We start from the raw sequence: 22,632 nt of genomic DNA on the forward strand, positions 1-22,632 counted from the left end.
AAAATGTGGAAAAATCGGAAACACGGAGAAGAATCACCCTTTATTCCCTTAGGTCCATTTAAACTCAGGCTTCCTTTCATCCATTATAAATTCGAATGGCCCGATTATGTGCAAGGATTGATGATGTGTGCCGTTGACTTAGCTGCGATTCCACTGATGGTTGAATTGCTAGGCATGCCATTCGAAGTGGCTCTCGCTGTCGTGCTATTAAACGGGCTTCTGTACTTGACTCACCACTTGCTCGGAGATCCTGTCGTGCCGGGGTGGATCACACCTGCGATCCCCCTCATCATGGCTTATGTATCTACCTTCCCTGAAGGCGTTGACCGGGTCCATGCCCTCATTGCCTTCCAGTTGACACTCGGATTGTTTTCCATCTTACTCGGAGCGACAGGACTGGCAAAGAAAGTCGTCTCCTTCGTCCCTCCTGCCATAAAGTCAGGAGTCATCCTTGGGGCAGGTTTTGCCGCTGTTATTTCTGTCTTTGAAGTAGGAGGACGATTCGAATCATTCCCGTGGACCATTTCCATCGCTGTCGGGATCGCTTTTTACATCATTTTCTCTAGACATTTTAACCACTTGAAAAGCACAAGTAAGGTTTGGGGTCTCATCGGAAAACTAGGGATTTTTCCCATCATCTTATTAGCTGTTGTCGTCGGTCCTCTTTTCGGCGAAGCACCATGGCCGACAATCGAGTGGGGGCTGATCAATCCTGACTTCGGCACCTTGTGGAGTGAATACACGGTTTTCGGGGTAGGCTTTCCATCCTTGATGCTTTTCCTTCAAGCCGTCCCTACTGTATTAGCTGCTTACATCGTGCTGTTTGGTGACGTCCTGCAGAGCAAAGCTTTGATTGCTGAAGCTGATGATGTCCGCCAAGATGAGAAAATCGACTATAACGAAAACCGTGCCCACTTAATCTTTGGTGGACGTAATTCCATCATGAGTATCCTCGGTCCTGACGTTACCATGGCCGGTCCCTTATGGGCAGCCATGCAGGTCGTTGTCATCGAGCGTTTCAAAGAAGGCAAAAAAGCCATGCACTCCCTCTTCGGGGGATCCGGATCCTTCCGCTGGGGAACGAATACCGGTTTAATCTTGATGCCGATCGTCACCCTGGTCCAACCGATCCTAGGCATTGCCCTTGCGCTGACTTTGCTGATACAAGGATACGTCAGTGTAAGGGTAGGGATATTAGAATCGCGCAGCCACAGGGACCTTGGAATCGCTGGGATCATCGGAGCTGTATTGGCAACCAAAGGCGCGACTTGGGCCTTCGCCGTTGGTGTCCTGCTTACATTATTAGTCTATGGCAAACAATTCTTCACTGGAGAAAACGATCAGATCTTCACGAAGGATTTAGAAAAACAAGATAGAAAAATCTCATAATCAACGAGGAGGACAAAGATGCAAACGTATTATATGAAAATAAACGGACAAGACTCCGGGCACGACCTTCCAACACTGGAAGTCAATAATCCGGCAAACATGGAAGTCATAGCGACTGTTCCAAAAGGCGGAAAAACAGAAGCCAAACAGGCCGTCGATGCAGCCTCTGACGCCTTCAAAAACTGGTCGCAATTCTCTGCCTATGAACGCAGCGAAGTCATCCGAACATGGTTTAACCTGATCCATGAACATAGAGAAGAACTCGCACAGACCATGACACTGGAACAAGGAAAACCTTTGAAAGAATCCCTTGGAGAAATGAATTATGCGAACGGATTCATCTCCTGGTATGCCGAGGAAGCCAAGCGTGTCTATGGCGAACAAATACCAGCAACCCAGCGCGACAAACGCTTGTTTGTCCATAAGCAACCGGTCGGAGTCGTAGCGGTCATCACTCCATGGAACTTCCCTGCAGCCATGATTACACGAAAGGTAGCCCCTGCATTGGCCTCCGGATGTACGGTTGTGATCAAACCAGCCGAACAAACACCGATCACCGCGATTAAATTGGCGGCTCTTGCTGAAGAAGCAGGTGTTCCAAAGGGCGTTATTAACGTGGTAACAGGAGACCCCAAAGCGATCGGTGAAGCATGGTTAGAAGATGATCGCGTTAGGAAACTGACGTTCACAGGATCAACAGAAGTCGGGAAGCTTTTAATGAAAGGATCCGCAGACACCGTCAAAAAAATATCTCTGGAGCTTGGCGGTCACGCTCCCGTCATCGTCATGGATGACGCCGACCTTGAGAAAGCGGTAGCGGGTGTCATCGATGCTAAATTCAGGAATGCAGGTCAGACTTGCGTATGTTCCAATCGTATTTACGTTCACGAATCGATTGTAGAATCATTTACGGACAGGCTCGTAGAAGAAGTGAAAAAACTAAAAGTCGGAGACGGTCTCACCGAAGGCACAGACCTCGGCCCGCTCATTGATGAAAAAGCTGTAGCCAAAGTACAAAGACACGTCGATGATGCAGCAGAGAAAGGAGGACAAATCGTCTACCAAGGCTCACAACAAGAAGGGCTCTTCTATGAACCCGTTGTGATCACGAACACGAACGATGAGATGATATGCATGAAAGAGGAAACCTTTGGTCCCGTTGTTCCTATTGCAACATTCAAGACAGAAGAAAAAGCCATTGAAAGAGCCAATGACTCGATTTATGGGCTAGCTGCTTACTGTTTCACAGAAAATCTAACCCGAGGCATTAAAATCATTGAGCAATTAGAATACGGAATTGTCGGGTTAAATGATGGACTCCCCTCCACCCCTCAAGCTCCTTTTGGTGGATTCAAACAAAGTGGGTTAGGACGTGAAGGTGGTCATCACGGAATGGATGAATATTTGGAGACGAAATATGTATCTGTTAGGCTATAGAAAATGCAAAGAAGGTCGATTTATTCGGCCTTCTTTTTGTCCTTCTTGTATGGAAGAAGAGTCCCCGGGAAATATAGGAGCAGTTCAAAACAATAACTATTTCTTTTTTATTATTTGTAATTCCTGAATTCAATAAACCGGTTTCTAATCAAAGAAGCTTACAAACGGGTTGGAGTGCTACTGTTACGGCACCCTTTAATACTGTAACTATGGGAGTAAAAAGCAACAAAGTGAGAGAGGGAGTTTAGGCTTCTTCTGTATTCTCCAACGAGGGATTCAAAACTTGTCCATTAGTAAATATCTCACTGCCCCCAGCACCCTTCAAGTACAGTTCGAACCTCTTGGGGTTCAGCGTCAACTCTTCTCTAAGAAAGTGTACCTTTCCTAAGACCTCCACCACTTCTAAAAGCAGCTCCGCGTTCGATTTCATCTCCGTCCTTAAACCCGCAATGCTATAAAACAGAAGGAAGTCCGCTCTATTCTTAGGTTTTTCGATTATTTTTCTGATTTGCAGCAATTCAGGACGTTGAAACGGTGCACCTAAATATCCTAAATCACTGAACCTTTTAAGGACATTGAAGTTATTGGATGAACAGTAATCAAACAACACTTGATCCTGGTGGATAATGCGCTCGACGGGAGTCCATGAGTTTCCAAAATTCATAGACTTCCTGTAATAGCAGAAAACATTTTTCATCATTTGCCCACATCCTATTAAGCATAATCGTTTTAAAATGAAAGACAAAAAAGCATATGCATCCAATCATCTGGATTCATATGCTAGTATGGCCTCATTCACCGATCACCTATTCACTACAAAATAGGTTCATGGGGCTTAGAAAAAGATTCTGGTCAGGCTTCCACTTCACCTAAGGAAGCCATTGTATGATATGTTTAACGGCATCCGTTAAGTCTTTTTGAGACCAGCTCGGAAGTTTCCCGTGCTGAACCGCCAAATCATGTGAAGCTGGAATATGGACAAAACCTGATGGAACTTCTAGATTGTTCTCATGAAAATGATAGAGCGCTTGATACATCACATGGTTACATAGGTAAGTCCCAGCCGTGTTGGACACCTCAGCCGGATACCCTCTCGCTTGTAAGTCTTCAACAAATCTCCTTATTGGCAGAGTAGAAAACAATCCATCCGGTCCCTCTTTCTGGATCCGATCCCCCTCAGGTGTATTCCCTTCGTTATCCTTTTCATTGCTTTCATTACAATTGATGGCAATACGCTCTGGTGTCATTTTGTAACGGCCGGCAGCAAGACCGAGCGAGATGACAGCATCTGGTTCGACATCTTGGATATGTTCTAAAATTTCTTGCCCTGACTTGTTGTAATCTACGGGAAGGATCCTTCCTTCTATCTGATATCCATTCATCTCTTTGCCTTTCAATTCCTCCACGATGTGGGTTGTTGGGTTGATCGGGAAGTCGAGGAATGGCTCAAAGCCTGTGAGTAAGAGTTTCTTCATTGATGTTTCTCCTTTCCATTATGTTTTCTCTTTCTATGGTTTATATTGTCATAATGCTTTACTGCTTAGTATTCACTATTACCGAATATAAGCATCGCCCTTTATTTACTTCAAACGGGTTTCATTGAGATCGATGATCTTCCTAAGACCCACCCTCGTATCAACCCGTTATTTCCTATATAGAACTCATAACATATAATGATATTCCAACTAAGTTTTTCCTAAAGTTAATACCGTGAAATTCTTATTTAACCATAGAAGCCTTTGTCGTAAGCATGAGGGGATCCCCACCCTTAGTATTCTTGATGTTTTATATATAACAAAGCGACCGTAAACGATGCTGTAATAATTTTTATTGTGTTCTTACTGATATGAACAACAAATTGCAAATGAATGTTAAACTTCTAAAAGACTAGTAGAAGAGGTGGAAAAATGAAAAAAATTATATTAGGTACCGTTTTAGTTATAGCTTTACTAGGTTTGTCATCCATTTTCTTCTTCAATGAAGGTGAGAGAGAAGGAAAATAGGAGGGAGTAGATCAGAAGTGGTTAGCGCCTGAAGGATTTAGCGGATGCGCGGTTATCCGCTATAATGTTGAGGGAGCGGAACCTCTCACGATTAACGAAAACAACGAATTCGTATATGAAGTTCCTAGAGATCGAGTTATTGAGATATCCTCACCTCAGGATTACGGATGGGTCAACGAAGACCACGCGGGACCCTTCCAAGTGTCTGCCTATTATGTGGATGAGGATGGCAAAATCATCGAGGAAATCCCAAAGGAAGACATCGGGCCAGGTTCCAACGGTACGTTTGTAGATTCCGAAGGGACTGAATATCACCATGCCACCCAATATTTTAATAATGATCAAGCTCTATGCACAAAGTGCCCAAAGATTGCACAGTAGAATGTAGCTATGTTAAATAAGCAGAGGTGATCACCTCTGCTTATTTAAATTATATACCCGATATCAATTTTTCAGCCAAATTAATAGAGTATAAAAAAAGCTCTTTTACTCTTCAATTGCTCAATATGTTCTACGTTCTCTAAGATGACTATAAGCCCGCTGCTTGATATGTTATGAAGGGCTGTTTCAAGAATAGGTTATTTTGACTTACTCGTTTTGTTCATAGCTTCAGTAAACCCGTCAACAACTTACTAAACGTAGACAAATGCTCCTGTACACGATCAGGATATTCGTCTTCAATAAAGGCAAGTGTATCCTAGAATTTTTGGTCCAACATGCCCCTTTTTGCTTTTTAACGAACTATATGTATTCCAATAAAGAACACTTCCTAATACGATTAGCTCTTTTTACATTAATTCCTGCAATCTTCTCAAGAATTATATTTTATGGATAGTTATGGGGTAAGTTATTTTGTCTAAAAAAGTAGAAAAAATAACCCAACATGTGTACGTACCTAATTTGATGAATTTATAAAAAAGTCCAGCATTCAAATACGAGGCTACGCTCCCCTATGATCATAAATCTTTATTTCAGATTCCACTTTATCCAAAATACTTCACCATATAATAATGAATTCTATGGTGAAGTATTTGCTTCTTTCTAGACTGACATTTATCCTCTGCTAATTCCTTTGCCCATAGTAACTCACAAAAATTGTGGTATCAATAGAAAATCTTTAATACCACGCCCCCCCAAAATCATGAACATATCAAATAGAGGGATCAATGCAAATGTAATTACTTTAGTAACTGTAATACTGCTTGAGGTTTACTATTGGCTTGAGCTAGCATTGCTTGTGATGCTTGACTCATAATTGAATGTTTCAATTGATTCATTATTTCTTTCGCCATATTTGCATCACGAATTTGTGATTCAGCATCAGTTAATTGAATCAAAGCATTCGAAACATTCTTCCCGGTGTGTTCCAATGCATTCTGATACGCGCCAAATTTGCTCCGATGTCCGGAAGCTAATTCAAGAGCGGAATCTACCTTTTGCAATGCCTTCATTGCTTCTTCGAAAGGATCAACTTTAACATCACTCAACCCAAGGTTTTCAGTTCTCGCATCAAACAGATTGATAGTAAAAATATCCTCGGTGTTTGCACCCACTTGTAAATGGATAGGTAGTACTTCATCCTCTTCAATTACTTCAGCATCCTCGACGACCGTATCCGCATAGGTGGACAGCTGTTCGGAAAATTCACCCCGTATATTAAAGTAGCTACCTCCTGTTGAATCCGATAACCTTCTTAACTGATCTTCTGCTTCTCCACTTGTAGTACCTACCACAGTCAGTTTTATATCCTTCTCAAATAACTCATTTGCTACCGAGTCTATATCATAGGATGACAACCCATCGCCACCATCCCCATCTGCATCATCATGAACGGGGGCATCTGTTACTAATACAAACTGCTTTGAGGAACTGTCTCTAAAGGGAAAGCTGAGTCCACCTTTAGTGGGATCACTTATTCCTTCTAATCCTGACTCAAAGTAGTCTCCTCCTCCCATCATATCACTGCGGAGTTGAACCAAATTATCTTTAAAATTCGATCCACTTTCAGTAAAGTCCCATTTTAATAACGGTTCTCCGTCGTTAACATCACTATAACCCACAAGTCCTAGATTATAGTCCAAATCATTGTCGTCCAACTTATTAACAAAATCATCAATGTTATCTCTTACGTTATCAATAGTGGTCCCCATACTTCCAGACACATCAACAATAAAAACTATGTCTGCCTTACCACTTGTAATTGTAGGTGGCTTCTCTACTAGTGGAGGCCTTAATACTTTAGTGGTGTTGAACTCTGTATTATTAGCAATATTATTAATGGAGTGAAGGACTTCATCCATTTCTCTTTGAATAACTTCTCGATCATGTACAGTTAACGTATCATTAGCGGCTTGTATGGATAATTCCCTCATTCTTTGTAAATTAGGATTAATGATTTCACCAAGGGCACCTTCGGCGGTTTGGAGTAAAGATATGCCATCTTGGATATTTCTTTGAGATTGTTCCAACCCCCGAATTTGAGCTCTCATTTTTTCAGAAATGCCTAAACCAGCAGCATCATCAGAAGCATTGTTAATCCTCAGCCCTGAAGTTAACTTTTCCATCGAACTATCTACTGCTTTGTTTCTCTCATTTAACTTGTTTAAACTATTTAATGAAGCGATATTATGTGCAACTCTCATATGAATAACATCCTTATCGATAAATTATGTGATTGAATTGAGTAGGATAGAACTTATATGTAAATGATTTAGTTTAAATCATAATAACCAATTCACGAACTATATATCGGTAGAAAAAGGAAAAATTTAAAGTGATAAATAACAAAATATGCAAATAATCATCAAAATTAAGTTTAGTAGTTAAAATCGAAAAGGCATAGCATCAATCTTCTTTTTTAGAACGCGCTTCCTTCAAAGCCCACATAGCCATACTATAATTGTACTCGACTTCTGATCCTGACTTTGCGGTCTGCATATTATTCACTTGGAACTTTAGGATGGCCTCGTCAAATTATTTATTTCCTGTCCTCTGAAAAGGAATCAAATCTTCCATATTGGCTTACCTTCTACAATACAAATGATTATGGAAACCATGTAAATGTAAGCAATTACTTACACTACTCCTGAAACTCCTACTAGTAACGATTTCCTTAATCACACTTTTCATTCACTAGCAGTTCAAGACAAAAAAATTGAAGAAGGTCAGTCCTAAATGATAGGGCTGACCTTCTTATAGTAAGAACGGGCATAAAAAAATCAGTACGATGCCCTTCACTTAAAAACTGAAGACCTAATGGTATTCCCTCGCATAGCGAGCTTCTTATAATGTTCCAACGACATAACAGGAGCACCAATATTTATTGAAAATGTGATATAAATCAAGCTTATGATACGTTCGAACTAAACCCATATAAATACGCGACCAACTTATTAAATTCTTCATCAGAGGAACACTCAATTTGTAGATCGATAAAGGTCATGACAATCTCTTCATCCTCAAACGGAAAATGGCTGTTATCTACATTCGTTAAAATCTCTCTTTTGGATAACCCCTTGTGTAATAATGCATCTACGGCCTGCTTCATTGAAGATACTTCTGCCATTTGTATGCCCCCTCAACTTATTAGTCTTTTGTAAATTCATCTAACAAAGCCTTCCAATCATTGAAACAGTGAAGACCTTAGGAAACCAAGAATTACATATTCTTGTATATACTATTTACTACGTCTTTCTCCCAAATTCCTGCTTCTCATGCCGAAAATCGAACGCTCTGGAGAGCATTAACAGAGATGATCCTAACTCATTATGCGACTCTTTAAATCTATGAAACGCATAAACCAACAAGTCGATATTTGTCATAAAAAATAGATAGCTTTACCTTGAGGACTGGTTTATAATCCTTTTAGTGAACTCGAATGGAGTGTGATGAACCCGTTAGAATCAGCGGTTGCACTGTTGCTAAAGTCCTAAGGAAGTTATAAGTAAAGGGGAAAATGAAACGAGTGAAAAAATTTGTCGGTTTTACAGTTGCTGCTCTATTAACGTCTACTTTATTCACCACTCCTGCTCTTGCCACAAGCGAAACACCTTTTAAGAGCTTGGAAGATTTCAAAAAACAAAAGCAGGTTCCTAATGCCCAGGAAGTTAAACTCCTCGGCTATAATGAATGGGGAGAATTTGAAGAGGAAGAGCCGAATAACACAATAGCTCAAGCCAATCAGATTACAACTGAGGATTACGCCATTGGCAAATTTACGAAGGATGATAAGGATTATTACAAGATTGAAATCAATGGAGATGAGGAAGTGGATCTGTCTGTATCCCTCTTCTCTATGGATGAAGATGATACAAACATGCAGTTGAATGTAAATGTTTATGACTCCACCGGTAAAGAAATGGATAGCTATTATGAAGATAGCGACGAGTATGGATATGGGGGCGGATTTTATTTGGACCCGGGTGTCTATTATTTTGAAGCTTCTGATTTAGCTAACTTGAATAATGGGGAAACGTATATGTTGAGTCCTCTTGTTCTCGATGATGAACCTTTCATTGACCGCATAGCCGGAGAAGACCGCTATCATACAGCAGCAGCGATCGCTGTACGTCGAAGTGGTGGGTATCCAAGTGATCACGTCATCCTGGCAACAGGAGCAGATTTTCCTGATGCGCTTGCAGGGGCACCACTCGCTTTCTACTATGATGCTCCCATTCTTTTGACGAGGAAAAACGCTCTTCCGCAGATTACGAAATCAACGATTGATGTGTTAGATGCGAAGTCTGTCACAATCCTTGGTGGCACGGGTGCTATTTCCAAAGACGTAGAAAACGCCCTTGTGAAATCAGGATTAGATGTTGAAAGAATTTCAGGATCTGACCGATACGAAACCGCAACGGCCATTGCTGAAGTGCTTCCACCTAGTGATGGAGCTGTAGTCGCATACGGAAGAAACTTCCCTGACGCCCTTTCCATCGCACCCATAGCGGCAAGCAACATGATGCCGATCCTTTTGACAGAAAAAAGTAAACTTCCGGAATCCACAAAACAGGCCGTCAACGATTACGACTTCACGTATGTCGTAGGTGGTGAAGGAGTTGTCGGTCAAAAGGTTTTCTCTCAACTTCCAGATCCCGAACGGATTTCAGGGAAAAACAGATACAGCACATCGGTTGCTATCGCTGAGCATTTTGAACTGGAACCAACGTTTGTGAATATAGCAACTGGAGCGGATTTTGCAGACGCCCTTGCTGGAGCAGCTTATACGTATGGCGAACCGCTATTGTTGACTCCTTCTGATTACCTTTCCGCTGAGGCGAAGGATTATTTCGTGAAGAATGAAACCTTCTACTTCACTATTTTTGGTGGCAAGGCAGCGGTCAGTGAAAATGTTGAGGATGAGATTCTCGAGTTATTTGAATAGATAACCCCTCCTCTACCGCAATAGTATCTTAAAAATGATTAGCCAAAAGGGCTCGTTGACTAAACCATACACCTTCAAGTAGTAAATCACACGTTTACATTTGGAGGTGTTTTTCTATGGGGAAATCCCTCTAATCCCGTACATTAATCAACACTTCTGCATCATTCAAATAAAATTAATTTTCAAACTTTTCACTAAAATGCATTGACACCTCCCCTTTCCCTTGCTAACATGGCACTTAACCAAATAACGAAAGAACATCTTATCCAGAGAGGTGGAGGGACTGGCCCTGTGAAACCCGGCAACCGCTATATTCATAGCATGGTGCCAAATCCTACTGAGTGAACGCTCAGGAAGATAAGAGATTACATAATCTCTAACCTCTCTATCATTGATAGAGAGGTTTTATATTTTCCAATTGAATACTTATTTCTTATCCAGAGAGGCAGAGGGACTGGCCCGTTGACGCCCGGCAACCATCAAGCAATCGCTTGAAAAGGTGCTAATTCCTGCAGGAGATGATCCTGGAAGATAAGAAGAGCTAAGAGCCCTCTTCTTATTTTCGTGAAGAGGGCTCTTTCTATTTTACAAAAAGGAGTGGCTACATAGATGAGTACCGTACTTTTAGATGGCATCCGTACACCGTTCGGCAAGTGGAAAGGAGCTTTGAAAAAGAAATCCGCAGCAGAACTTGGGGCCCACGCGCTACACGCTTTACTTGAGAGAAATCCGATAGCTAAACAGGCAGATGGTGTGCTGCTTGCCCAAGTGATTCAGGCTGGGGGCGGCCAAAACCCTGCCCGGCAAGTCGCTTATAAGGCGGGGGTGGATATCAGCACACCCGGCATAACATTGAACAATGTTTGTTTGGGTGGAATCGCTACGATCGCGGATGCTTCCCGAAGGCTGCAATTGAACGAGGGAGAATTATACATCGTCGGTGGATTCGACTCGATGACGAACGCTCCTCATACCGCTCCTGTACGGGCTTCTTCAGGACTCGGTCATAGTATTCTCCAAGACACGTTACTGAACGATGGTTTGTGGTGCGCTTTAACGGATGTATCGATGGGAGCTCTTACCGATGAGAAAAACCGCTCCTTCGAAATCAGTCGAGAAGAGCAGGATGAGTATGCTTCCCTTTCCCAGCAACGAGCAGCTCTGGCTCAAGAAAAAGGATGGTTGCAGACAGAGATCGCTCCCTTTTCAGATTTGCTTGAAGAAGATGAAGGCATCCGCAAAGGAACGACAGTCGAAAAGTTATCCAGCCTCTCCCCCGCCTTTTCCAACGAAGGCACGATTACGGCAGGCAATGCATCCCAGATGACGGACGGGGCGAGCGTTGGGATCGTTACCACGAAAGAGAAAGCTGAATCACTCGGTCAGAATCCCCTGGCGGATATCATCGATTGGTCAGAGATTGCCGGACCCGATCCGAGCTTACAAACGAAACCATCGCAAGCGATCCAAGAACTATTAGACAGACACCAGTTGACGACAGATGATATCGACCTATTTGAAATCAATGAAGCGTTTGCCAGTGTCGTGATTGCGAGCTGCCGCGACCTTGGCATCGATTATGACCGGGTCAATGTGAATGGAGGCGCGATTGCTCTTGGTCACCCTCTCGGTGGCACAGGCTTCCGACTCGTTTTGACCCTTGCCCACGAACTGAAAAGGCGTGGCGGTGGGAAAGGCATCGCTTCCCTTTGCGGCGGTGGCGGACAGGGAATGGCCCTGTTGATTGAAGTTCCACATTCATAACCAGAAAGGAGACAAATCTAATGAATACAACGATCACACCTCAGCGTTCCCCATATCTTTGGGATCCATCGAGCGAACGAATAGAACAATCGCACATCAAAGCTTTTGCTGAATATACCGGCCAGCCGCTTTTTCCATATGAACGGTTCCATCGCTGGTCCATTTCCCACATTTCAGAGTTTTGGTCAGCCGTATGGGATTATGCAGGAATTATCGGAGAAAAGGGAGACCGTGTGTTTATCCCTGGATCTTCGATGCCGGATAGTACATGGTTTCCGGAAGCACGATTGAATTTCGCCGAAAACCTGCTGCGCGGTTCTCTTGATCGAACCGTTGCCTATGAAGCGAATGAGACAGGGGTTCATCGAAGCTTCACTTTAGAAGAATTGAGACAATCCGTAGCTAAAGCCCAGGAAGGGTTGAAAAAGTTAGGTGTACAAAAAGGTGATTGTGTTGCCGGTGTCACCACGAACGATATCCAAGGGTTGGTCGCCTTGCTTGCTACCACATCATTAGGGGCAACATGGACATCATGCTCTCCTGACTTCGGCACGAAAGGAATCGTCGATCGCATCGGTCAGGTGAAACCGAAAGTATTAATCGCTACTCTCTCCTATCAATATAAGCAAAAACCATTCCAGATTGAAGATAAAATCAAGCAAACGACGGAACATCTGGAAGGACTATCTGCTCTTGTGACGTTCGGAGATGAAACAGATATTAAAGGGCTACAATCTCTTTCCTGGGACGAGCTTTGCAACAATAAAGCAGAGGAGCCTACGTTCCACCCTGTTCCTTTTAATCATCCTTTATACATTTTATATACGTCCGGAACAACAGGACTGCCAAAAGCGATCGTTCATTCGGTCGGCGGTACCCTCCTGCAACATGTGAAAGAGCACCAGCTCCATTGCGATGTCCAGCAAAATGATGTGTTGTTCTGGTACACCAATACCGCCTGGATGATGTATCCATGGCTCGTTTCAGGGTTAGCCAGTGAAGCGGCCATCCTGTTGTATGACGGCTCTCCCGCAAGGCAGGATTCCCTCACCCATTTGTGGGACATTGCGGATGAAGTCGGCATCACCCATTTCGGCACAAGTCCTAAGTATTTAGATACATTGATGAAAGCAGGCGTCGATTTGAAAAACAGTCATTCGCTCGACTCTCTGAAAAGTCTGCTCTCCTGCGGGGCTCCCTTAGCACCCGAACAATACAACTGGATCTATCAAACAATCAAAGATGATCTTTTCCTCGCTTCCATTTCCGGCGGCACAGAAATCATCGGCTGTTTTGTGATGGGATCACCCGTTCATCCATTGAAGCAAAGCGAAATCGCATGCAAAGCGTTAGGAATGGCGGTGGATGTTTTGGATGAGCGAGGAGCATCTGTCTACGAAGAAAAGGGCGACCTTGTTTGTACGAAACCATTCCCAAGCATGCCGCTCACCTTTTTCGGTGAAGGTGGAGAAGAACGCTACCGGAAGAGCTACTTTTCCAAACGACCAGGGATTTGGACACATGGGGACTTAGCGGAACAGACCATTGACCAATCGTTCATCATTTATGGCCGTGCCGATACGACATTGAATCCGGGCGGCGTCCGCATCGGGACGGCAGAAATTTACGGTGTCGTCGATCATATCAAAGAAGTCAAAGACAGCGTCGTATTCGGAGCACCCAAAGACCATGATGAAGAAATCGTCCTCTGTATCGTCACGGAACAACTGACGGAAGACTTGGCAAAAGAAATACGCTCGCAAATCAAGGTGAAAGCTTCTCCCCGTCATGTACCGAAGCGGATTTATCAAGTGGAAGAAATCCCTCATACCATCAATGGAAAAAGAGTCGAAGGAGCAGCGAAAACAGCCGCTTTAGGAGAAGAAGTAAAAAACGAAGCGTCCTTACGTAATCCATCCAGCTTACAAGCATTTAGTCAGCTTTCAGAAAGGGAGTTCGTGTAATGGCCAGCCAAATTCAAGGGGCGATCACCGGAATCGGTGAGCTGAAGCCCGTCCGTTATTCAGAAGGAAAAACCACCTTAAGTTTAATTGCCGAATCCGTCCGTCTCGCCATCCAAGATGCCGGCATATCCAAGGAAGACGTCGACGGTCTGCTCGTCGGACCACAAGTCGGGGAAACCCCGCAGCATGTGCCGGCGACGGTTTCTGAATATCTAGGAATCGATCCCACGATGTCCAACACGGTGGATCTCGGTGGAGCGACCGGACCGGGAATGATCTGGAGAGCTGCCGCAGCCATCCAGGCCGGCATGTGCGAAACCGTCGTCTGTGTTCTAGCCAACAAAAATGAAAAAGGGGAAACATTACGATCCCCGAATCGAAATCCGATCCGTGAATTTGATGTGCCTTTCGGGGCATCGGGAGCGAATACTTCCTATGCCCTCTTAAAGAGACAGCACATGGAAGAGCACGAATCCACCCAGGAGGATTTTGCAAGGATCGCTTATTGGGCCAGAAAGAATGCCCAGTTGAACCCGGACGCGATTTTTTATAATAAGCCTGTCGAAGTCGAAGAAATTCTCCTTTCTCCGATGATTGCCGATCCGCTTCACCTGCTGGAAATCGTCATGCCTGTTGCCGGTGGAGCAGCTGTCGTCGTCACATCTGCGGAAAAAGCTGCCGAAGGGAAGCATAAACCAGTCTATTTAAAAGGAGCTGGTGAAAAGATCACCCACCGGGCGGTCAGCCAGGCGCCAAGTATAGACGCTCTTCCATTCAACTATTCAATCCCGAGGGCGCTTGAACAAGCGCGGACAAACGTGGAAGACATTGACCTTTTCTCCCTGTATGACTGTTATACAAGTGTCGTTGCAACAACCCTTGAAAGTGCAGGTCTATGTAAGCCAGGTGAGTTCGGAGAGTTTGTCAAAAACCATAGCTTCGGTCATGACGGAGATTATCCATTGAACACGCATGGCGGCCAGCTAGGCTTTGGTCAAGCGGATTTGGCAGGCGGCATGTCGCATGTCGTAGAAGCTGTCCATCAATTAAGAGGCGAAGCTGGAAACCGACAAATCCCTAATGCAAAAAAAGCACTCGTGACAGGGAACGGAGCCACCTTAAGTGAAACAACGGCCCTTGTGTTAGGACGAGAACAATGAGCCAACACCCAAACATTTCTTTACCAAGTCCCACGATTACACCCGTTAGTCAGACTTTTTGGGAAGGCATCCAAGCAGGACACCTCAGCCTTCAACAATGTGACAGATGTGAGCAATGGGTCTTCTACCCTCGCGAACATTGTCCCCATTGTTTTCATGATTCATTAACATGGAAAAAAGCGTCCGGACGGGGCAGGCTGAAAACATGGAGTGTGATCCATCGAGCCGGACATCCGGCCTGGCAAGCACATACGCCCTATGTCGTTGGCGTGGTCGTCCTTGAGGAAGGACCTTCTCTATTGACGCATGTGTTGGTAGACGAAACAGACTTAACTTATAACATGAAAGTGGAAATGGAAATCAGTGAAATCGGACCACACCCATTACCATTCTTCAAAAAACAGGAGGAAACGATATGATCCTTACTTATTTCATCGCTGTTGCTTTATTCTGGCTGCTCGGACTAATCATATGGAAGAATTTTTACACGACAAAGAAAGGAGAACGATAAACGATGCTTACAAGTTCCAGTGTATTACTATGGACCGTCATCCTTTTATTAGCTATATACTTTGCCGCTGTGACGTGGGTGGGTAAAAAAGGGCGGGCTCACAGCCAGTCGATGTCCGGTTTTGCCACGGCCAGGGGAAAAGTGAGCCCCTGGCTTGTCGGTGCCAGTTTTGCCACCTCATATGCCAGTGCCAACCTATTCATCGGTGTCCCAGGCCTTGCCTACGAACACGGGACCGCCGTGCTTTGGTACACCCTTGGCTGCTTTGGCGTATCCTGGGTCGGACTTCTTCTGTTCGCCAAAACGTTTTGGCGTTACGGTAAAAAATTCGGTCATGTCTCGACACTTCCAGAGTGGCTTGGAAAACGTTACAACTCGAAAGCCCTGCAAGCGATCGTCTCTTTGCTGATCTTATTCAATGTTTATTACATCGTAGGGCAGAATGTCGGACTTGCGACCATTTTTGAAACGGTCATCGGTATTCCCTACTTCTGGGGCATCATCATCGGTGTGGCCATCACGATTCTATACATTGGTCTTGGCGGCGCCTTTGCACAAATCATCACGGACGGCATCCAGGGAATTCTTATGGCGATCACCTCGATCTTCATCGTCGTCTCCTTTTTCTGGACCATTGGTGGAGGGTGGAACGTCTTCGGTGTGCTGACTGATCGCCTGCATAGCATCGATCCGAACCTGACCGCTGCAATTGCCGATGGCGGTCCGTATAACAGTGCGCTTGCCATCATGGCCGTCCAGTTCCTTCTATTCAGTTTCGTATTAATGCCACACCTGTTGAACAAAGTGTTATCGATTGAAAAAGAGGAAGACCTGGCTCCATTCACATTATCCGCAGGGCTCGTGCTATGCATTATTTCAACGCTGATGGTCCTAGGTGGACTCGCCGCCCGCGTACTCTTCCCAACCTTGCAAAGTGCCGATGCGGCGATTCCGACCTATGTCATTGAGGCCTTCCCGAGTGTCATCGCAGCCATCATGATCGTCGGAATTATCTCTGCAATTTTATCCAGCACGGACAGCCTGTACTTAGGTATCACCACTAGTATCGGTAACGACTTGTACCGCGTCGTTGCACCGTTCCTGACTTCAAGGAAAATTTCCGCACAAGTACTGGACAACAAATCGTTGAAAGTGGCAAAAGGCTCACTGATTGTCGTCGGACTACTGTCTCTCTACTTCTCACTAGAACGACCAGAGTCGCTGGCCTTCTTGATTCAATTCAGCTTTTCTGCGATCATATCTGGGATCATCGCACCGATTACTCTCGGGTACTTCTGGAACCGGGCAAATCACTACGGTGCCATCGCCGCTGTGGTTACGGGTGCTTCCTTGTATGTCACTTTTACGTCTCTTAGCTTAATCGGAAATATCTTTATTGCGATGTTCCTTAGTGCAGCTGCGGCCTTTGTGATCATGGGGATTGTGAGTGTGCTGACTGCTAAAGCGAAGGAAGAGAAGTTAGTGTTGTGGAAATCCGGTTAACTAAAAGCTTTAACTTCTTACTACATTTAAAATTTTTAAAAGGTAACCCATAAGTGGCTAACACCAGAAGTCAAACCTCTGGTGTTAGCCACTCCTCTTACAATCTAATGCACTGAGTAGTAGAACTTATATTAACCTCATTCTAGAGTGAACCCGCAAGTCGCCTATTGATATACCCCCTGTGAGCACCGACAAAGAATTAAGCATTAGGTAACAACATAATAGAAGCAACCGGTATTCCACTGAGAAAAACCAGGGGAATAAAAACAACATTTTCATCGGCTACGAAAGAGGGGTTTCTTGTCCTTTTACGTACAGTTTACTCAGGCTGAGCCAAAAAACTATGATGATAAACAATAGATACATACAAATGAATCTCTATGACCACTACAGCAACAAGGTTCGCATAGGTTGCTGCATTAATAAAGATTGGAATTAGATCCCCTGCATATTAGGTAGCAACTCTACTATTTATCAATTTCATTATCAATTAAATCGTTCAGTAAATTATAATTATTCGATAAAAAACTTGCAATAAAAGCATCTATACTGCTTGCACTTACAATTAAATCATTCATCATTCTGATAGTTATCTTTTGTTTATTTTCCATTAGAGTAAGTGCAAAGATGTCAGCTTTATTCTCATCATCAATAATTACGCTGTCAACATTTAAACCTAGTTTTTTCAATATGTTATGAGATACTGAGAAATGATATTCTCCCCTTTCATTATCATAACTCTTAAAAACAGAATGACCGAATTCATGTAAAAGAACAAAGTTATAAATCGAGTCCATTATAAAACCATCACTAAAAATCTCCTTGTTCATTTTACTAGCAATACTACCCTCAGGTTTTCTATCATTATTAATTAATTTATAAGCCGCCCCAGCAAACTCTTCTATGTTGAGAGGGCATAAAAGAATCCATTCTCCTTCTGATACAGGGAGCATAAATTTCTTCTTTATGGATTCAGCTTGGTCTCTTGTTAAACTAATGTGCATTCCAAGTTTCTTATATAAATCTTTAATTATATTTATTTCTTGATTTTCTTTTTTATTGCTTTTTTTTATCCCTCTCACTCTGTTTTTATATTGTTTAGGACTTATAGACTCCATTATTAAAGGAGGGACTAATATAACACCTTTTACTTGTGTCACTTTCTTTAAAATATATAATGTAGAATTTATACTAATATGAGGGTTCATAAGAAGGGTCACGCCTACATCATTTTGTTGATTGCTTTTTATTATATTAAGCAACCGTACTTTATAAATTAGTGTTCTAATTGCGTCTTCTTTTGTCTTATGTTGTTCCATAATCTTTTCTGAAATAGAATCTCTGTAGTACTTATGCAAAAACCGCAAGTGCTCTTCTTTCAATGGAAGATTTTTTATATCATACTTTAAAATTGAATACAAATCACTAAAAAGGGTTTGCATGAAACTATAAGAGGAAAGTTTTTTAACCCTCCTTTCATATTCTTCGTTATGTGTGCGATTATATATATTTATCCTAAGGTTACTCTTTTCATATATATCATTACCTACTAAACTTTTTAAGATTTCATCCACTTTAGATTCTCCTTAAATATATGAGTCATACAATTATTTTATGGAGTACTCCCTATAGAGTAAGTCAAAGCAATTCCGCCATTTATTATGATAGTCTTCCAAATCGTCAAGGTGTCTATCACTAAACTGTGTTTCATAGCTCATATTATACTTTTCCAATACCTTTATATTGGCCTTTAAATAGTTGTAATGAAAAATGTTGAAATCTAAATAAAATAGTTCCTCATCTATGTCATTTTCTTCTAAGAAACTTTCCATCTCTTTCTTTTGATTTGTAAGTTTTTCTAAAATTTCTTTATAGAAAAACTTGTCATTTAAGTATTCTTTTAACTCTTTTTCATACATTTTAAAATCTGTAAACATTTGTCTTATGATATTTTTCACTACTATACTTTTCTCCAATGAATTAATTTTATCTATACTTAACCTGTTTTTCATTATGCTTACATAATGAAGAAGGACTTGGAAATAAAAACTGTCTGGTTTTACAGTTAATTGACCCCACTTATGTTCATCATACATCCTTTTAGTAAGTTGATATTGTTTTAATAAATATATGGCTATTTTTCTATACCGCTCATTTTCGCTTTTACTTTTTGTGAAATGCAGTGACTTATATGAAATAATGTCCTTGAGTCCTACAATTAGATCCTCCTTGCTAGGAAAATCAGGAATATCATGTATTGGCTTCTTCAGCCATTTAAATCCATTGTCCTTAGTTTCATTGAACACATTGGATTTTATCATATGAGTACAAGTAACCCCTAAGTAATTACTTTCACATATTGTAAAGGGATTGTTTATCTTTCCTAATTTTATTCTTGGTCTAAACGCTGTTCTCACTCTATCTCGTTTGTTCCAATCTTCTCTTATAACAACGAACACCCCTTCTAATTGACCACTCCCGATATATATTTTAGATTCTTTATTTTTATCATTAATATATGAATAGGCTAAAAATTGATGATATTCTCTTAAAATTTCTTTAGTTGATATATCTTTATATACCATTTCAAGTTTTACGTATTCGTTCTCCTTTCCAAGTTTGGTTTTTTTATAAAGAGCTTCTTTTATTTCATTGTAATCATTGTAATATTCCTTTATATATGGAATTAAATCCCATCTTTCGTTCTCAATATGGACTAAATGCTTGCATATATGTTGTTGTACAGTACCTCCTTGACATATATATTGTTTATTTTTATGACTGATCTTCCTATCACGACATTCATAAGCAACTGATTTTTCAGGTAGACAACTTTTTTTCTTACTCTCACAACATCCTACCTCCATCTTTAAAGGCATCCATTCAAGGTCTTGTCTTTCCACTATATTCCCTCCTTATAGAAATATTGGAATATAAACAATTCACTAAAATAAATTAATACAATTATTTTATTTACTTATTTGAATGAGAGGAAATCTCTTCTAGAAAGTAAATATTGCATTCTTAAAGAGACTAAAATTTCATGGGCTCTCTTGACATCCTTTTCCTTGGATTCCTTCGGTAGTTTAAATCTCATTGTTGATATATAGTCTTGAATAGTATTGATCTCGTCAAATGCTTTTTGGACGTTTGGACTAGGGGAACCATTTCTCTTTGATTTTAATAAGTTCTTTAAATTAGAATTTGAATATAAAGGATAAATATCTTTAACCCTAGTATTAAAAACACTTGATTTCAGTAAGAGATCTGCAGTCATTGCACTTCGCAAAGAGTATATTAAAAATTTAATATTGTCCGTCCTTTGAAATTCCCTCTTCATTTCTTCAATATAATTCATATAGCTTTCAATTAATCTTTGAGTAAAAAACCTTTTTGATAAGCTCCGAATATGTTTATAGGCATCCATCTTCATAATTGCTTCAGGAGAGAAAATCCGTTCAAAAGTTTTCATATTCCCTTGTATTAATTTTTGAAATACCAGCTGTACTTCCTCCCCCTTAACACTAACTGTACGGTTATACAGTTTTATCTCGGGAGTCATTATTTCATTGTCTGGTTCGTATAAACCTAGCAATTGATTGCTAGGATGAATAAAAACAGCATACACATCCCAGTCACTTTCTTCATCATGAAAACCGTACATTCTAGAGCCTGTTAGCACGATAAATAGTGGGTTTTCAATATGTTTTAACGTAAGATTAACAAATGATTTAGTATCTCTTCTCACCCACAAACAAACCACCTTCCTTTCGCATGAATTTTTTCGTGCTATATAAAGAACAACACCATTATACATGGAAGCAATTTGAAATTCCATAAAATTATCTGAATATTTAAAATAAAAATGACGATTGAGAACCAATAAGATAATAATCTAAAAAAGCAAAGCGATTGGCTTTGCTTTTTCCTTTTAATAGGCTTTTCGAATATAATTTTCCTCTGCCCACAATTTAATTTCCTCGATTTTATCTTTCATCGAAATAGATAACGGACTAGTACGATTAAGTTCATCTTTAATTAAATTCGTAGAAAGTTCTATATCTTGATAAGCCGCTTCAAAAAGAGCTTCGTTAACAGCACTTTCGATTTCAGCACCGGAAAAACCAAGAGATAGCTTGGCCAAAGATGCAGTATCAAAATGATCGGGATTTTGTCTTTTCTTTTTAAGCTTTAGCGTGAATATATCTGCGCGGCTTTTCTCATCTGGTAAGTCAATGAAGAAGATTTCATCAAAACGTCCCTTCCGTAGCAACTCCGGTGGAAGTTTATCAATGTTATTTGAAGTTGCGACAACGAAGACAGGAGCTGTTTTTTCTTGAAGCCAGGTTAGGAGGGTAGATAGTATACGGTTGGATACCTCATGACTATTGCCACTTGAAGGATCTGCGATGCCTTTCTCTATTTCATCAATAAAAAGAACAGATGGAGCTATGGATTCTGCTACACTAAGTGCATTACGGATGTTGGATTCACTTTCCCCCACCCATTTGTTCATCAGACTTCCCATATCCATCTTTAAAAAAGGTACTTGAAAATAAGAAGCGATGGCTTTAGCCGTAAAGCTTTTTCCGCACCCCTGAATCCCAGTCATTAATAGTCCCTTAGGGTAATCTAGTTTATATTTCTCTCTACGTTGCTCATCGTAAGCAATTTTGCGTTTTTTAATCCAGTTAAGGAGGTTATTTAGGCCCCCTACATCTTCCAAACTCATTGATGGTTCTTCGTATTCCAATAATCCACTTTTTTCGATTATCTGCTTTTTTTGACGTTTAACAACAGGCGGGTCGATTTTTTTGTTAGAGATAATGCTGTAGGAATAGGCATTGATAATCTCCGTTTCAGTCAGGCCTAGAGAGGCTTGCAGGATTTGAGTATGGTTCTCTTCATCATAAAAATCCTCCTCTTTTGCAAATTCCTTAAGTATGGTTTCGATTTCAAGAAGGCCCGGACGCTCAAAGTGGATGATATGCATCAATTTATTTAATTCTGGGGGTACTGTTGCATTTGGGGCTGTTATGATAATCGTTTTATTGTGTGGCTTGTAATCTTTTTCATATCGAGCCACCTTGAACATTGGCGAAATCGGTTGTTTAATTTTCATCAAACATTCTTTCAAATTTTGAACCGATCTCTTATCGTTTTTTATAAAATTATGAAAATCATGAAGAACAACAATACTGTCAGAGTCTAATGCATTTAAATATCTCAATGATTCTTCGGAATTCAAATGTTTTACTTCTTTCTTCTGTTCATCATACAAACCGGATACCTCATTCCAGGTGTATAGGCTAAAACCCGCACTCGTACAACTTTTCACAACTTCATGAATTGTTTGCATAACAGGGCGTTGGTCATCAGTAACAATATAGATAAGGGGATACCCGGCAAGAATCAATTTTTTCAGTTCATTCTGTGTATGAAAATACTGCATAAGTCCTCCTCTTAAAGTTAAATATTGTAATTTAATCCATTATACCACCTAATCAAACCAATGGTA

At 41.4% G+C, this 22,632-nt stretch carries 16 protein-coding genes, 1 pseudogene and 2 riboswitches; of the genes and pseudogenes, 9 read left to right on the top strand and 8 right to left on the bottom strand.

Annotation, left to right across the window (positions count from 1 at the left end):
- Window positions 1–3: 3 nt before the first annotated feature.
- A complete protein-coding gene (locus HFA01_RS13960) occupies window positions 4–1,389 on the top strand; it encodes a hypothetical protein (RefSeq protein WP_146817275.1) in 1,386 nt (461 codons plus the stop codon).
- A gap of 18 nt (window positions 1,390–1,407) precedes the next feature.
- Complete coding sequence (locus HFA01_RS13965; RefSeq protein WP_146817277.1) at window positions 1,408–2,826, top strand: NAD-dependent succinate-semialdehyde dehydrogenase; 1,419 nt, start codon at window positions 1,408–1,410, stop codon at window positions 2,824–2,826.
- 244 nt (window positions 2,827–3,070) lie between these two features.
- On the opposite strand, the gene HFA01_RS13970 is transcribed toward HFA01_RS13965, so the two are convergent.
- The gene (locus HFA01_RS13970; protein ID WP_146817279.1) at window positions 3,071–3,526 is read right to left on the bottom strand and encodes a recombinase family protein; all 456 of its coding nucleotides are present in this window, start codon (window positions 3,524–3,526) and stop codon (window positions 3,071–3,073) included.
- A 169-nt stretch (window positions 3,527–3,695) separates the two neighbouring features.
- Entirely contained in the window at window positions 3,696–4,301 is a 606-nt protein-coding gene (locus HFA01_RS13975) for a pyroglutamyl-peptidase I (RefSeq protein WP_146817281.1), read from the bottom strand.
- A 549-nt stretch (window positions 4,302–4,850) separates the two neighbouring features.
- On the opposite strand from HFA01_RS13975, the pseudogene HFA01_RS19245 reads away from it, so the two are divergent.
- A pseudogene (locus HFA01_RS19245) lies at window positions 4,851–5,210 on the top strand (DUF6843 domain-containing protein); the annotation flags it as partial.
- A gap of 797 nt (window positions 5,211–6,007) precedes the next feature.
- Here HFA01_RS19245 and HFA01_RS13980 read toward each other — a convergent pair.
- Both HFA01_RS13980 and HFA01_RS13985 read right to left on the bottom strand, forming a co-directional pair.
- Window positions 6,008–7,471: a flagellin N-terminal helical domain-containing protein gene (locus HFA01_RS13980; RefSeq protein WP_146817283.1), complete on the bottom strand. Its 1,464-nt coding sequence runs from the start codon at window positions 7,469–7,471 to the stop codon at window positions 6,008–6,010.
- Window positions 7,472–8,175: 704 nt separating this feature from the next.
- Complete coding sequence (locus HFA01_RS13985; protein WP_146817286.1) at window positions 8,176–8,394, bottom strand: hypothetical protein; 219 nt, start codon at window positions 8,392–8,394, stop codon at window positions 8,176–8,178.
- A gap of 399 nt (window positions 8,395–8,793) precedes the next feature.
- Here HFA01_RS13985 and HFA01_RS13990 point away from each other — a divergent pair, with 399 nt between their 5' ends.
- From HFA01_RS13990 to HFA01_RS14015, 6 genes are all read left to right on the top strand, one after another.
- On the top strand, window positions 8,794–10,212 hold the full coding sequence (locus HFA01_RS13990; protein ID WP_167506248.1) for a cell wall-binding repeat-containing protein: 1,419 nt from the start codon (window positions 8,794–8,796) through the stop codon (window positions 10,210–10,212).
- A gap of 259 nt (window positions 10,213–10,471) precedes the next feature.
- A riboswitch (SAM riboswitch) is annotated at window positions 10,472–10,576 on the top strand.
- Window positions 10,577–10,642: 66 nt separating this feature from the next.
- A riboswitch (SAM riboswitch) is annotated at window positions 10,643–10,750 on the top strand.
- Between the two features lie 71 nt (window positions 10,751–10,821).
- Window positions 10,822–11,976, top strand: coding sequence for an acetyl-CoA C-acyltransferase (locus tag HFA01_RS13995; RefSeq protein ID WP_146817290.1), 1,155 nt, complete (start codon window positions 10,822–10,824; stop codon window positions 11,974–11,976).
- A gap of 20 nt (window positions 11,977–11,996) precedes the next feature.
- Window positions 11,997–13,940: an acetoacetate--CoA ligase gene (locus HFA01_RS14000; protein ID WP_146817292.1), complete on the top strand. Its 1,944-nt coding sequence runs from the start codon at window positions 11,997–11,999 to the stop codon at window positions 13,938–13,940.
- A complete protein-coding gene (locus HFA01_RS14005) occupies window positions 13,940–15,100 on the top strand; it encodes a thiolase family protein (RefSeq protein ID WP_146817294.1) in 1,161 nt (386 codons plus the stop codon). Before HFA01_RS14000 ends, HFA01_RS14005 begins: the two co-directional genes overlap by 1 nt.
- Window positions 15,097–15,519 carry a Zn-ribbon domain-containing OB-fold protein gene (locus HFA01_RS14010; RefSeq protein ID WP_146817296.1) on the top strand — a complete coding sequence of 141 codons (423 nt, stop codon included), beginning with the start codon at window positions 15,097–15,099 and terminating at the stop codon, window positions 15,517–15,519. Before HFA01_RS14005 ends, HFA01_RS14010 begins: the two co-directional genes overlap by 4 nt.
- Window positions 15,520–15,614: 95 nt before the next feature.
- Entirely contained in the window at window positions 15,615–17,114 is a 1,500-nt protein-coding gene (locus HFA01_RS14015; RefSeq protein WP_146817298.1) for a sodium:solute symporter family protein, read from the top strand.
- A gap of 467 nt (window positions 17,115–17,581) precedes the next feature.
- Here HFA01_RS14015 and HFA01_RS14025 read toward each other — a convergent pair whose 3' ends face one another.
- From HFA01_RS14025 to HFA01_RS14040, 4 genes are all read right to left on the bottom strand, one after another.
- A complete protein-coding gene (locus HFA01_RS14025) occupies window positions 17,582–18,688 on the bottom strand; it encodes a hypothetical protein (RefSeq protein WP_146817302.1) in 1,107 nt (368 codons plus the stop codon).
- 33 nt (window positions 18,689–18,721) lie between these two features.
- Entirely contained in the window at window positions 18,722–20,017 is a 1,296-nt protein-coding gene (locus HFA01_RS14030) for a hypothetical protein (RefSeq protein WP_146817304.1), read from the bottom strand.
- A gap of 74 nt (window positions 20,018–20,091) precedes the next feature.
- Window positions 20,092–20,862 (bottom strand): DNA polymerase beta superfamily protein, encoded by a 771-nt coding sequence (locus HFA01_RS14035; RefSeq protein WP_167506249.1) that lies wholly within the window; start codon window positions 20,860–20,862, stop codon window positions 20,092–20,094.
- Window positions 20,863–21,045: 183 nt separating this feature from the next.
- Window positions 21,046–22,566 (bottom strand): AAA family ATPase, encoded by a 1,521-nt coding sequence (locus HFA01_RS14040; protein WP_146817308.1) that lies wholly within the window; start codon window positions 22,564–22,566, stop codon window positions 21,046–21,048.
- Between the last annotated feature and the right edge of the window lie 66 nt (window positions 22,567–22,632).

Source organism: Halobacillus faecis (assembly GCF_007991335.1).
GTDB classification, from domain to species: Bacteria; Bacillota; Bacilli; order Bacillales; family Halobacillaceae; genus Halobacillus; species Halobacillus faecis.

Excerpts from the sequence above, each read along its gene's own strand:
- HFA01_RS14040 (WP_146817308.1), bottom strand. The coding sequence starts at position 22,566 with ATGCAGTATTTTCATACACAGAATGAACTGAAAAAATTGATTCTTGCC.
- HFA01_RS14015 (WP_146817298.1), top strand. The coding sequence starts at position 15,615 with ATGCTTACAAGTTCCAGTGTATTACTATGGACCGTCATCCTTTTATTA.
- HFA01_RS14010 (WP_146817296.1), top strand. The coding sequence starts at position 15,097 with ATGAGCCAACACCCAAACATTTCTTTACCAAGTCCCACGATTACACCC.
- HFA01_RS13960 (WP_146817275.1), top strand. The coding sequence starts at position 4 with ATGTGGAAAAATCGGAAACACGGAGAAGAATCACCCTTTATTCCCTTA.
- HFA01_RS14000 (WP_146817292.1), top strand. The coding sequence starts at position 11,997 with ATGAATACAACGATCACACCTCAGCGTTCCCCATATCTTTGGGATCCA.
- HFA01_RS13965 (WP_146817277.1), top strand. The coding sequence starts at position 1,408 with ATGCAAACGTATTATATGAAAATAAACGGACAAGACTCCGGGCACGAC.
- HFA01_RS13995 (WP_146817290.1), top strand. The coding sequence starts at position 10,822 with ATGAGTACCGTACTTTTAGATGGCATCCGTACACCGTTCGGCAAGTGG.
- HFA01_RS13975 (WP_146817281.1), bottom strand. The coding sequence starts at position 4,301 with ATGAAGAAACTCTTACTCACAGGCTTTGAGCCATTCCTCGACTTCCCG.
- HFA01_RS13980 (WP_146817283.1), bottom strand. The coding sequence starts at position 7,471 with ATGAGAGTTGCACATAATATCGCTTCATTAAATAGTTTAAACAAGTTA.
- HFA01_RS13985 (WP_146817286.1), bottom strand. The coding sequence starts at position 8,394 with ATGGCAGAAGTATCTTCAATGAAGCAGGCCGTAGATGCATTATTACAC.
- HFA01_RS14005 (WP_146817294.1), top strand. The coding sequence starts at position 13,940 with ATGGCCAGCCAAATTCAAGGGGCGATCACCGGAATCGGTGAGCTGAAG.
- HFA01_RS13970 (WP_146817279.1), bottom strand. The coding sequence starts at position 3,526 with ATGATGAAAAATGTTTTCTGCTATTACAGGAAGTCTATGAATTTTGGA.